This window comes from Jeotgalibacillus sp. S-D1, assembly GCF_004358665.1.
Classification (GTDB): domain Bacteria; phylum Bacillota; class Bacilli; order Bacillales; family Jeotgalibacillaceae; genus Jeotgalibacillus.
Genome location: NZ_SMZR01000007.1, coordinates 24377 through 36165, shown reverse-complemented (window position 1 = coordinate 36165; position 11789 = coordinate 24377). Strand labels below are relative to the sequence as shown.

Genomic DNA, 11789 nt, shown 5'->3' with positions numbered 1-11789 from the left:
CCCCCTCACTTAAGAACCATATCTTTTAAAAAGATTAATAAATACGGTCGTTCCTAATAATAAGAAGACGAGAACAGATACCACAATCAGATTCCTGAACTGTGCAGTTGTGTCGGCAGTGGAGTTGCCCCCCATCATTCCTTCATGGATTCCCCCAGGCATTCCGCGCTGCATTCCTTCAGGCATATCACCAGGAATCCCCTCCGGCATTCCTCCAGGCACTCCCTCGGGCATCTCACCAGGCATTTCCTCCGGCATTCCACCAGGCATCTGTCCTTCTTCCAATCCTCCGGGTATTCCGCCGCCCATCATTCCACCACCCATCATGCCTCCGAAGCTCAATCCTTCGCCGTTTTTATAGCGGGGTATATCTCCATCCAACTGCTGCTGTACGTTCTCAATCCTTTGGGCTAAGAAGTCCGAAATTCCAGGGATATCATCGACGGCTTTACTTCCTGTATTATCCAGGAATTGGTCATACGAATAAAAAGCCGTTGGATCCTCTCTAACATCATCACCGATCAAATCCTGTAATTCACTTACTCGCTGTTCAAAATTTCCAAGTTCATTGATGGCTTCCTGAAGATATGTGTGATAGGTTTCTTTGTATTCTTCATTAGATAAAACATAGTTTGTTAAAGGGTGTTCATCTACGGTCCCAATGGTAGGTTCATCGATAAGCATTTCGATTTGTTCTTCACCATTTCCCATGCCGCCTATCGACATATTGTGGTCCCAGGGAAGGAAGGTGAAAATTTCATCGTGTTCATATAAATAATAGTTGTGGCTTAAATTTCCCTGATAGCTGTCCATATTTGCCAGGACCGTACTGCATGCAAGATAACGGAGATAGGAATCAACATCAAAATAGTTTTCTACATTTTCCCCCTCATCAAGAGCTTCAATAAGTTGCAGCAGAGAGGTGTTTTGACGCAAACCTAATTTTTGTTCAAGGTTCGTATCGTCCATGCTCATTCCTTCTTCCCAGGCGAGGTTAGCTCCTGTATCTGCTTTAAATAAATTCCCGGTAGTATTGTCGAAATGGCGTTCTAGATAGGGCTCTTCAATATTTTCAACACTTAAATATAACCCGTAAGGCTCTCCGTTCACAGAAACGCGGATATAAGAGTACTCCGGAGTTTTAATACCCATTTTTTCCATGAGTTCATAGGTTAAATATTCCCGCATATAGGAAGGATCGGCGAAGTTATTATTCAAATTAATTTTGGTGAATCCATCAAGGTCCTGTTCTATATATTTGTTAAAATTCAATTTAAAGCTATAGCGATCAGACTCTGAATTCGCTACAGACATTAGAGTGGAATTACCCTTTACTCGTACACCTGTGTTTGAAATTTCAATTCCATTATAATTGACAGTAGCTTGCTTATATTCTTCCTCTAATGGATTCTCAAGCATATCTTCAAAGTCAGATTCATCAATTACAATGTTCACCTCACTAATTTCTTCTTTATTAAAAATGGGCGTCTCCTCTGCATTCGCTGTCAGTGCCCTGACAAATAGTAAGAAGATCATCACAGCACTTGCCATCAGGCTTTTTTTCATTATCGTCAATGTGAATCACCTTTCTTATAAATCAACAGAGTGCTGCCCCCTGTTGAATTTTATTGTACGTAATCGCCGTTATAGCTAAGCAATACGGCATTTTCCACACCCTGGATATTAGTGATGCTGTTCACGAAACCGGGCTCTTTTTCTTTTAATCGGACTTCAAATGTAATTTCTGTTTCTGAGGCGGTGACAGATTTTTGTTTGATGTCATAACGGTTGACCGTTTTTTTAATTTGTTCGTAGATATTTTGTTCTGTAGTTTCTCCGTTAAAGCTTACGATAAATAAGTAAGGTGTCTCGAATTTGGATTTTTTCATAAAGACGAATAAAACCACTCCAACAATAATGGAACCCAAAATAGCTAAAGAATAAAAGCCTGCTCCAGTAATGATTCCACTGGCGAGTGCCCAAAATAAAAATACTAAGTCTGTTGGGTCCTTAATAGGTGTTCTAAAACGGACAATGGAAAGAGCACCAACCATTCCAAGCGATAAGATAAGATTAGATCCAATTGCCATGATGACAAGCGAAGTAATCATCGAAAGGCCGACAAGGGTAATATTGAAGTTCTTTGAATAAAGAACTCCGCTGAATATGCGCTTATATAATGTGTAGATAAACAGTCCAATTAAAAAAGATAGTAGCATCGTAATGCTTATTTGGGTAAGTGATATATCTGTATTGAAGTTGGCTAATATTTCTGTATTCAAAAGATCTGAGAAAGACATTTGATTATTATTTTCGTTTTGCATTATTGATCCTCCCAAGCATTCTTTTTGGTGAATTTACGGCAAATGGTATATTTTGAAGCGGCCTGCCGTTGAAGTCCGTTTAATTGGAGGGCATCCCGTATATAATTGGGAATATACTCATCAAATTTTACTTCCAGGATATAGACCGGTTCGTCCAACGCTTTCACAGGGTACAGATCCTTATCGAAGGGATCGATTTTCTGAAGACCGGTTCGCAAATCCTTATCAAAAGTGATGCGGACATTGCCTTCTTTAGCAATGTAGGCTTCTCTGACATAATCCACAATGACTTTTGGTCTCAAAAGGCGGTTCTTCATTTCATAATGCACCTCTTTTAAGAGTGGAGAAGTGGTATCCTGCAGAACAGTGAAGTCACCCTTGATTAGGCGGTCCAGTGTACTTCTTGAAATTGCTGCTTTTTGCTTAGCGATAAAAGTATTACGTTTAATTTTCTTCTCAAAATGAATGACTGAATCATCCCCATTATAAAACCTGGCTCTATATTTGTTGCGGTTTTCAACACCGGCTTGTTTTTCCTGTAGTGCCTTGTCCTCCATATCATCAAAATAGACGCTTCGAATATGGTATTCTCCTTTGTGATCAGCATGGGAATCCTGATGAAGGAAGTGTTTCAGCCGATGTCTTATCAAATGATACTGATGGTAATTGACATAATATTTCATTTCATGACGGAACTTTAATTTTTTTTGCATGAATCATATCCTCCTTTCACTCACCATACTGTAAATCGGAAATGTGTCAGGAGGATGGCAAGGGAAAAAATAAACAAAACATACTACCTGCAATCGAATAATTTTTGACATCTGTTTGACATGCCCTTATGTTATTCTGATGAAAAATTGTAGCTGGAGAAGGTGGAAAAGATATGGGGAAATTAATGATTGTCGAAGATGAAATGCCCATCAGTCAAGTATTGAAGGCTTATTTAAAAAAGGCGAATTATGAAACCGTGCACGTATATAGAGGAGATGAAGTGCTGGAGCGTTTTCATCAAGAATCCCCATCCCTAGTCATCCTGGATGTTATGCTTCCAGGGAAAAATGGATGGGATGTACTGAAGGAAATACGAAAAATAAGCGACTGTCCTGTCATTATGCTTACCGCTCTGAGCGAAGTGGGTAATCGTTTAAGCGGACTGAATCAAGGGGCGGATGATTACATTGCAAAACCATTCGTAGGAGATGAGGTAGTCGCCCGTGTTAAGGCTGTCTTACGGCGTGCGGGAAAGGAAACCCCGGCTGTTAAACGCTTCGGGAGTTTGCACGTGGATCTCATAGGTCACCGAATAAAAGTAGATGGTGAAGAGATTACGCTGACTCCTCGTGATTTATCTCTGCTGACGTTTTTTGCAGAGCATCCCAATCAGACCTTCACGAGGGACCAACTGATCGAAAGAGTGTGGGGATGGGAATATGAGGGCAGCGATCGGGCTGTCGATGTGAGCATCAAACGCATACGAAATTCGCTTCGGGATTGGCCGGCTTCTCAAGGGGAAATACGTACGCTTCGCGGGTTAGGGTATCAGCTTAGTGTTTACCAATAAGAAAATTCCTTTGCAGCGGTATTGGACAACGAGGTATGTCTGGACCTTAGTTGTTGGACTATTTGTTATTGGGTTGATTTCTGTTACATGGATGCGCTATCAAACACTGGAAAATCGGTTAAGCATGATGGAGTTTGTAGCAGAACAAACAGCAGGGCGTTTGGTTAATGACGGCAGGGTTGTACCGAAGGAAGAAGAAGCTAGGTTCATTCAGAGCCGGGAAGATTTTATGAATATCAACAGCAGACCGAATTTGTACGTCTTGGATCAAGAGGGGAATGTGGTGTTCCAGGATCGTCGGGACGGACAAACCTTATCTAAACAATTTACTGCCTCTATTCTGGATGAGAAAAAGACAATTAATAAAGTTTCCTTCTCAACAGGTACCTTTTATGTCGTAAAAAAACCCATTGACATAAACGATGTGACGGTTGGCTGGGTTATTCTCACTGAATCCGAGGAAAACCTGATCGCCGTCAAACAGGAATACTTGCAGCTATTTTTAATTTTGGTCATGCTCGCTTTACTCGGCTGGATCGCCATTTATTTCTTATCACGGAGGCTGTCAAAACCGATCAAAGAAGTCGCTCAAGCTGCGCGAGAAGTGAAAGAAGGGAATTATGGTTTTGAAATTCAGGATGAGGACGTAAAAGAAGCAGAACTATATGACCTCATTCAATCTTTTCAGGAAATGTCGAATAAATTAGAGCATCTTGAAGAGTTACGGACCCAGTTATTAGCTGGAGTAACCCATGAACTAAAGACACCAGTGACTTCTATTAGCGGAATGCTACGTGCCGTCAAAGATGGAATCGTTGATCAAAAAGAAGCAGCAGAATTTATTAGAATTTCTCTCAAAGAAACAGAAAAATTGGAACGAATGGTTCTCGATCTTCTCGCTTTTAATACCTTTGCTGCCAATTCCATCCCCCTTGCAAAGAAAATGCAATCCATCAACCGCACTGTGAAGGAGGCCGTTCATAATTGGGAGGTAGGTCAGGAGAAAGGGAAGATCCATTTATCTTTACATCTCTTGAAGGAGGATGTTCATCTGCCAGTTGACAACATGCGTTTTCAACAGATCATGACAAACCTTCTTAATAATGCTCTTCATGCTGTGGAGGGAGAAGGGGGTATTGATGTTCAGCTCCATTCAAGTCCAGGGATGATTCACATCAATGTAACAGATACAGGATCAGGCATAAAAGAAGAAGAAAAAGATCTCATATTTGAACGCTTTTATCGTGGAGAAGAGAAAAAATTCAAAGTTGGCGGTCTTGGCCTCGGTCTCCCATTTAGCAAAATGATAGCTCAGTCAATGGGAGGAAACTTGACCTTGCTTAAAAGCTCTTTATTCGGAACGACATTCCAAATTTCATTATCCAATAAAAATGAAAATATTGGAAAATAAAAAAGTCGCTTTGAACCACTAACATTACATCACCAGAACATAAAAGGCTGCGATTTTTGTGTTGTGTGGAAGGCTATTTTCTTCTGCTTAATAAAATAAATGCTGAATGTTTTTTCTTACAAAAAAGCTTGGAGAGAAAAACCAAGGGGGGTTCTCTCCAAACTAAGGATTGGCATCTGCCAATCCTGTTTTTCGTTTTATGTTGCAGCAGCCTGATTTTTATTTTTGCTGACGATAGAAAATACCCACAGGCTCATGAATACGGAAAGCAGCAGCATGCTGATGATGTAAAAGAAGCCTTGAGCGAAAAACTCAATAATTAATCCGCCTGCAGCTGGTCCGCTGACACTTCCGATACTAAAGGCAACTCCGCACATAATATTTCCTGCAGGAAGAAGTGCTTTTGGCAGCAGATCAGTCATGTAGCTGATCCCAAGAGAAAAGGTGGAGCCAACAGCCATTCCTGCAATGAAGAATGAGATAATTAACCATAATGATGAGGTGCCCGAAAGGCCTGAGCCTATAAAGCAGGCAGCTCCGATAAATAAGACGATCATCAGAATGCGATGCCGTCCATATTTGTCACTGAGAATGCCGAGTGGAAGCTGAAATACAATCGCGCCGATAGAAAAAGCAGGAAGAATAAGAGCGATTGCACTTGCTTCAATGCCGTTTCTAAGTGCATAGATCGGGAAATTCCCATGAAGCGATGCTTCTAAAAATCCATAGCAGAGAGGCGGCAGAAAGGCCACCCAAGCATATTTAGCCACCTGCTTAAAACGGTGCAGTGTGCCTGCAATGGAAGTCGTTCCCACTTCTCCATGGTCAGGAAAATCATTTTTTAATAAAAAGACAAATCCCCATGTAGCAAAAGTGAGAAGACCGGAAATAATAAACGGCAGTGACCGGTTAATTTCAACCAATGAACTCATTGCCGGTCCTATAGCAAATCCTAAAGAAAAAAACAGTCCATAAATGGCAATATTACGGCCGCGCCTTTCGACTGTTGAAAACGAAGTGATCCAGGTCTGAGTTGAAAAATGGAGCATCTGATCACCAACACCTATCAATAGACGAAGGACAAACCAAAACCAAAATTGTGGCCATAAAGGAAAGAGAAGAAGTGCCATTCCCACAATAAATCCGCCAAAAAGAATAACAGGTTTATAGCCATACTTTCTGAGCGGTGCTTCCATGAATGGAGAAGCAATTAAAATGCCAATGTAAATTCCTGTAGCATGTATGCCATTCATTGCAGAAGAAAGGCCATCCTGTTCGAAGATAATGGCAATTAAAGGAAGGAGCATTCCCTGCGAAAAACCTGAGATGGCGACAATGCAAACTAAAATCCAAAATCTAACTTTTGTTGATATGTTCATGTGCAAGACCCCTGACTGCGAATACAAACGATAAGCATGATTTTCGTGTATTGAATTGGAAACGTATATAATTTTACTATAGATTTTAAAATTGTTGAAGGAGTGGATAACATGAAGTTTGAAATGAAAGAAGGCGGATTTACTACCCAATTACCTTATGGCACACTGGACGTATCAGGAAATGAAGAATATGGCTTCCGGCCATATCAGCTGCTCACAGCATCTGTGGCGGTTTGCAGTGGTGGAGTATTAAGAAGTGTGTTGGAAAAAATGAGACTGCAGTTCGAAGATATTGAGGTTCTTGCTGAGGTTGAACGAAATGAAGAAAAAGCAAACCGCGTAGAAAAAATTGAAGTTCATTTTAAAATTAAAGCACAAAATCTCGATGAGAGAAAAGTACAAAAGGCGATGGAGCTGACACACAAGAACTGCTCAATGGTTCAATCCGTTAAAGACAGCATAACAATCGTAGAAACGTTTGAAATTATCTAATATAACTAAACGCATAAAAACCCGGTCCAAAGTCTTTCAATGAAAGATTGACACCGGGTTTTTATGTTATAGGGTATGTTGTAATCGTATCGTTCATATAACCGCACTTTTTTCTAATTAAGCGCTCCTCATCACTCTCCTTCTTTATAAATTTTATAAAGAGTTTGTCAGTAATTTGAAGCTACCCTCCTTTAATTAATCTAACCGTAGTATAGCATGAAAATAGAATAGTGTAAATATTCTAAATAAATAATTAAAATTTGCATCGTTTGTCCTATACTTCTGACAAAATAAAACGCTGCGTGTCAAATGACTCGCAGCGTTTTATCATTAAGGTCGGTTCAAGAGCGCTTTTCTTGTTGTAAAATCGGTATCTTTATAATACATATCCTGAACCAGCAGGTTTGGTCCCAGGCACTGAACGGCAGGACAGTGACAGTTCATCTGTCTGGCTTCTTTAGTCTGGAGCCAGCCATCAAAAGCCGCCTGTAAATCAGTTGATTGAATATTACCAAGAGAAGGAGTATCGCCAAAGTCAGTAACAATGACATCACCGGTGAAAATATTTATGTTCAGCCTCGAACGGCCGTCAGGATCATTTCGAACTGTTACTTTTTCTGTATTGTAAAGGCGTGATAAAAGCGCCTGATCTTCTTTGTTTGTATTGCAGGCATAAAAGGGCAGCGTACCAAACAGCATCCATGTATCGGGGTCACGAATGTCCAGCAAATGAGAAATTGCTTCTCTTGTTTCCTTCAGTGACAGTGTTTCAAGAGAGGAAGCAAAGTCGCTTGGATACATGGGATGAATTTCGTGCCTCGCACATTTCATATCGTCTACGATTTCTTTGTGGATTCTTTCAATATAGGGCAGTGTTTTTTTATTAAGCATCGTTTCCGCTGATACCATAACACCAGCTTCACTTAATGCTCTGGAATTTACAATCATCCGGTCAAATAGCTTTTGCCGCTGCTCCCGTGTCGGCTTTCTTTCCATCATCGCAAATCCGGTGTCAATAAATTCATCAACGGTTCCCCAGTTATGTGAGATATGTAGTACATCCAGATACGGAATGATCGGGTCATATCTCTCCAAATCGACGGTTAAATTAGAATTAATCTGCGTCTTTACACCGCGTTCATGGGCATATTTTAATAATGGTGCTACATACTGCTCCACGGATTTACGTGACATCATCGGCTCCCCGCCGGTAATGCTCAAAGATCGTAAATGCTCAATGCCGTCCAAACGATTCAGGATAATGTCTAAAGGCAGTGCCTGAGGATCTTTCGGAGATAAGGTATATCCTACTGCACAATGCGCACACCGCATGTTGCAAAGAGTTGTAGTGGTCAATTCTATATTTGAAAGTGTCAGCTTCCCGTGCTGCTTAATGTCCTCATATGCTTCCCATGGATCGTACTCAGGGGTAATTTTATTCCTGTTTATTACATTCATCAGCAGAATCTCCTTCATCTTTTTCCATCTGCTCATTATCGATAAAACAGAAAGCAGTGTCAATGGATGTTATGTGAAATGATGATTTTATATGTTGTGGGAGAGGGGTAGATTAGGGGTTATGTACGATCGTTATTGATCGAAGATAATGTTAGTTTAAAAATTTATTGGATATAAATGTTAATCTGTTTATCAAGAGGTAAAACAACAAAGCAGATAAGTTTAAGTAAGAATTTAACCATTGTATAAAGGGAGTGTTTGTTTGAAAAAAAAGATATTCATTGTATTTCTCAGCATCGTCATTTTATCCGTGATTGTATATGGTTCGATAAACGTCAGATTAAGCCAGGTGAAGTCAAATGTTAAAGAACACAATCCGGAAATCACAAAAGTAGAATCAATTAATAACCTGGGAGGGTGGGGCGAATGGTTTTTGGATTACTCATTAGTGGTTGTTGTGGACGGGGAAAGATATAGGGTATGGACGAATGGAAACGGGGAACTTACTGATAAGTTGTCTTTGGAATGATTAATAACGGCGCCAAGCTGATACCGCCTGAAATGTTTTTGGTGATCTGGCATGTGGATGACCGATAAAAGTGGTTTGATGTACGATAAAGTGTGGAGGATGATCGATATAACAGAAAAGATGATCGATAAAATGCCTGCCACACCCCACCAGGTCCGATAAACAGCCAAAGGTGATCGATATCCTGTGAAAGATGTGCGATAAAAGCGCAAAAGTGATCGATAAAACGATGGGGCTGAGCGATAAAAGAGTTTTCGCTCAAAGTGACGTTGACCTCCTAAGATGCATAAGCTGATCTGACATGGCCTGACCGATAAAAGTGGTTTGATGTACGATAAAGTGTGGAGGATGATCGATATAATAGAAAAGATGATTGATAAAATGCCTGCCACACCCCACCAGGTCCGATAAACAGCCAAAGGTGATCGATATCCTGTGAAAGATGTGCGATAAAAGCGCAAAAGTGATCGATAAATTGGTTGCACTGATCGATAAAATAAATGCACCAGCCCGTGCCCGCCTGAGTAACACAATATAAAAGTAAAAGCCCTTTACTCAAACAGACAGCCTGTTCCCCCTATAATTGTTGCATGAGAATGGTAAATCCGTTACTATAGTAGCGAGTTTGAAAGGAGCGATACCAATGGGCAATGCAATTCATGATAATGACTCACAAGTGCTTTACCTTAAACAGCGGTTAAATATGTTTTTGGAAGTACTGGAGTCAGTGGACCCTGAAAGTACAGAATTAGAAGATATAGACCGTATGATTGAAATGGTTGACGATCTGGAATTAAAAGTTCAGCAATTTAAAAAACCTGAATAATAATGATTTAAAGGGAGTGCCACAGTATTTTTGGTGCTCCTTTTTTTTTATAAAGAGTAACCGTTTTCAACTTATCTTCATTTTACTCGTGTTAAAAGGTATAATTAAATCGTTGTTTTTAAACGGGATACATACTTACATTGTCTTTTAAAAAGGGAAGGGGCCGATTTGGATGAATAGCACTGCACTTGAAAATAGCTTGTATGAGTTAATTGTGGAAACGTCAACAAATTTACCGAAAGATGTACGGAGAGCAATCCGTGCTGCAAAAGCACAGGAAAACGCTGGAACAAGAGCAGCGATGAGTCTTGCCACGATTACTCAAAATATTCAAATGGCTGACGAAAAGGTATCCCCTATTTGCCAGGATACCGGGCTGCCTACATTTAAAATTAAAACTCCGATTGGTGTAAACCAATTAGTAATTAAAGAAGCTGTACATAAAGCAATGGTCCGGGCTACTAAGGACGGGAAAATGAGACCGAATTCTGTAGATTCGCTAACCGGAGAAAACAGCGGCGACAATTTGGGTCTTGGATTGCCGGTCATTAAGTTTGAGCAATGGGAAAAAGACACAATTGAAATTCGTTTAATACTTAAGGGCGGTGGCTGTGAAAATAAGAATATCCAATACAGTCTGCCATGTGAATTAGATGGGCTTGGGCGCGCTGGCCGTGATTTGGATGGAATTAGAAAATGCGTGATGCACTCTGTTTACCAGGCGCAGGGGCAGGGCTGCAGCGCTGGATTTATCGGAGTTGGCATAGGCGGAGACCGATCTTCTGGCTACGACCTGGCAAAAGAGCAGCTGTTTCGTTCAGCAGATGATGTAAACCCGAATGAAGATTTAAGAAAGCTTGAAGAATATGTGATGGAGCATGCAAATGAGCTTGGAATCGGGACGATGGGATTTGGCGGAGAAACAACCTTGCTTGGCTGTAAAGTCGGCGTTATGCATCGCATCCCTGCAAGCTTTTTTGTGTCAGTTGCCTACAATTGCTGGGCATTCCGCCGTTTAGGAATTTCAATTGAAGCAAACACGGGTGAAATTCAGGAATGGATGTACCAGGAAGGTGAGAGCATCAGTTTTAAAGACGATCAGGAATCTGAACAAACGCCTGATGAAAAACCGGAAGTCATTACCCTTCAGGCACCTATCTCTGAAGAGCAGATTCGCTCGCTGAAGGTTGGAGACGTGGTTCAAATTGACGGAATGATGTACACAGGCCGTGACGCTATTCATAAATACTTGAGCGACAATGACTCGCCTGTAGATTTAAATGGTCAGGTGATCTATCACTGCGGTCCAGTTATGTTAAAGGATGAAGATGGCAACTGGCATGTAAAAGCGGCAGGTCCAACCACCTCTATCCGCGAAGAGCCTTACCAGGGTGATATTATGAAACGCTTTGGCATTCGGGCAGTCATTGGAAAAGGCGGAATGGGGCCAAAAACACTTCAAGCACTAGAAGAGCATGGCGGCGTTTATCTAAATGCCATCGGCGGAGCAGCACAATATTACGCTGACTGCATTCAAAGTGTAGAAGGTGTGGATCTTACTCAATTTGGTATACCTGAAGCCATGTGGCACTTAAAAGTAAAAGGATTCACAGCTGTCGTTACCATGGATTCGCACGGCAACAGCCTTCACCGCGACGTCGACCAATCCTCACTCCAAAAGCTTGCCCAATATAAAGAAAAAGTATTTGTGTAACTAAGTGCTGAAGGCGCTCGTTTAGCTGCGACAAGCATAAGACCCGGTATCCAAGTGGGCGTAATTTGCCCACTGGACGACGGGGCTTATGA

13 protein-coding genes are annotated in these 11789 nt (G+C 41.0%); 6 read left to right on the top strand and 7 right to left on the bottom strand.

Annotated elements, in window-relative coordinates:
- Positions 1-9: 9 nt before the first annotated feature.
- Genes E2R51_RS16935 through E2R51_RS16925 form a run of 3 tightly spaced genes read right to left on the bottom strand, consistent with a single transcriptional unit; the run spans position 10 to position 3037 of the window.
- On the bottom strand, positions 10-1566 hold the full coding sequence (locus E2R51_RS16935; protein ID WP_240733132.1) for a CotH kinase family protein: 1557 nt from the start codon (positions 1564-1566) through the stop codon (positions 10-12).
- A 59-nt stretch (positions 1567-1625) separates the two neighbouring features.
- Positions 1626-2324: a DUF4956 domain-containing protein gene (locus E2R51_RS16930; protein ID WP_133378282.1), complete on the bottom strand. Its 699-nt coding sequence runs from the start codon at positions 2322-2324 to the stop codon at positions 1626-1628.
- Positions 2324-3037, bottom strand: coding sequence for a polyphosphate polymerase domain-containing protein (locus tag E2R51_RS16925; protein WP_133378281.1), 714 nt, complete (start codon positions 3035-3037; stop codon positions 2324-2326). The genes E2R51_RS16930 and E2R51_RS16925 overlap by 1 nt, the downstream gene beginning before the upstream one ends.
- Before the next feature lie 173 nt (positions 3038-3210).
- Between E2R51_RS16925 and E2R51_RS16920 the strand changes: the two genes are divergently transcribed.
- Positions 3211-3888, top strand: a complete 678-nt coding sequence (locus tag E2R51_RS16920) for a response regulator transcription factor (RefSeq protein ID WP_133378280.1) — start codon at positions 3211-3213, stop codon at positions 3886-3888.
- Positions 3875-5299, top strand: coding sequence for a sensor histidine kinase (locus E2R51_RS16915; protein WP_133378279.1), 1425 nt, complete (start codon positions 3875-3877; stop codon positions 5297-5299). The genes E2R51_RS16920 and E2R51_RS16915 overlap by 14 nt, the downstream gene beginning before the upstream one ends.
- 197 nt (positions 5300-5496) lie before the next feature.
- Here the strand turns inward: E2R51_RS16915 and E2R51_RS16910 are convergent, their stop codons facing one another.
- On the bottom strand, positions 5497-6828 hold the full coding sequence (locus tag E2R51_RS16910; RefSeq protein ID WP_483299956.1) for an MFS transporter: 1332 nt from the start codon (positions 6826-6828) through the stop codon (positions 5497-5499).
- Between E2R51_RS16910 and E2R51_RS16905 the strand changes: the two genes are divergently transcribed.
- Positions 6790-7170, top strand: a complete 381-nt coding sequence (locus tag E2R51_RS16905) for an OsmC family protein (protein WP_133378278.1) — start codon at positions 6790-6792, stop codon at positions 7168-7170. The genes E2R51_RS16910 and E2R51_RS16905 overlap by 39 nt on opposite strands.
- 330 nt (positions 7171-7500) lie before the next feature.
- On the opposite strand, the gene yfkAB is transcribed toward E2R51_RS16905, so the two are convergent.
- Positions 7501-8628 carry a radical SAM/CxCxxxxC motif protein YfkAB gene (yfkAB, locus tag E2R51_RS16900; RefSeq protein WP_133378277.1) on the bottom strand — a complete coding sequence of 376 codons (1128 nt, stop codon included), beginning with the start codon at positions 8626-8628 and terminating at the stop codon, positions 7501-7503.
- Positions 8629-8890: 262 nt separating this feature from the next.
- Here yfkAB and E2R51_RS16895 point away from each other — a divergent pair, with 262 nt between their 5' ends.
- The gene (locus E2R51_RS16895; RefSeq protein WP_133378276.1) at positions 8891-9157 is read left to right on the top strand and encodes a hypothetical protein; all 267 of its coding nucleotides are present in this window, start codon (positions 8891-8893) and stop codon (positions 9155-9157) included.
- Here the strand turns inward: E2R51_RS16895 and E2R51_RS16890 are convergent.
- Both E2R51_RS16890 and E2R51_RS16885 read right to left on the bottom strand, forming a co-directional pair.
- A complete protein-coding gene (locus tag E2R51_RS16890) occupies positions 9132-9419 on the bottom strand; it encodes a hypothetical protein (RefSeq protein WP_133378275.1) in 288 nt (95 codons plus the stop codon). The genes E2R51_RS16895 and E2R51_RS16890 overlap by 26 nt on opposite strands.
- 15 nt (positions 9420-9434) lie before the next feature.
- Entirely contained in the window at positions 9435-9716 is a 282-nt protein-coding gene (locus tag E2R51_RS16885) for a hypothetical protein (RefSeq protein ID WP_133378274.1), read from the bottom strand.
- 84 nt (positions 9717-9800) lie between these two features.
- Between E2R51_RS16885 and E2R51_RS16880 the strand changes: the two genes are divergently transcribed.
- Both E2R51_RS16880 and E2R51_RS16875 read left to right on the top strand, forming a co-directional pair.
- Positions 9801-9983, top strand: coding sequence for an SE1561 family protein (locus tag E2R51_RS16880; RefSeq protein WP_133378273.1), 183 nt, complete (start codon positions 9801-9803; stop codon positions 9981-9983).
- A 172-nt stretch (positions 9984-10155) separates the two neighbouring features.
- Complete coding sequence (locus E2R51_RS16875; RefSeq protein ID WP_133378272.1) at positions 10156-11697, top strand: fumarate hydratase; 1542 nt, start codon at positions 10156-10158, stop codon at positions 11695-11697.
- Positions 11698-11789: the final 92 nt, after the last annotated feature.

Coding starts and splice junctions, on each gene's coding strand:
- E2R51_RS16935 (WP_240733132.1), bottom strand. CDS start 1,566: ATGAAAAAAAGCCTGATGGCAAGTGCTGTGATGATCTTCTTACTATTT.
- E2R51_RS16930 (WP_133378282.1), bottom strand. CDS start 2,324: ATGCAAAACGAAAATAATAATCAAATGTCTTTCTCAGATCTTTTGAAT.
- E2R51_RS16925 (WP_133378281.1), bottom strand. CDS start 3,037: ATGCAAAAAAAATTAAAGTTCCGTCATGAAATGAAATATTATGTCAAT.
- E2R51_RS16920 (WP_133378280.1), top strand. CDS start 3,211: ATGGGGAAATTAATGATTGTCGAAGATGAAATGCCCATCAGTCAAGTA.
- E2R51_RS16905 (WP_133378278.1), top strand. CDS start 6,790: ATGAAGTTTGAAATGAAAGAAGGCGGATTTACTACCCAATTACCTTAT.
- yfkAB (WP_133378277.1), bottom strand. CDS start 8,628: ATGAATGTAATAAACAGGAATAAAATTACCCCTGAGTACGATCCATGG.
- E2R51_RS16880 (WP_133378273.1), top strand. CDS start 9,801: ATGGGCAATGCAATTCATGATAATGACTCACAAGTGCTTTACCTTAAA.
- E2R51_RS16875 (WP_133378272.1), top strand. CDS start 10,156: ATGAATAGCACTGCACTTGAAAATAGCTTGTATGAGTTAATTGTGGAA.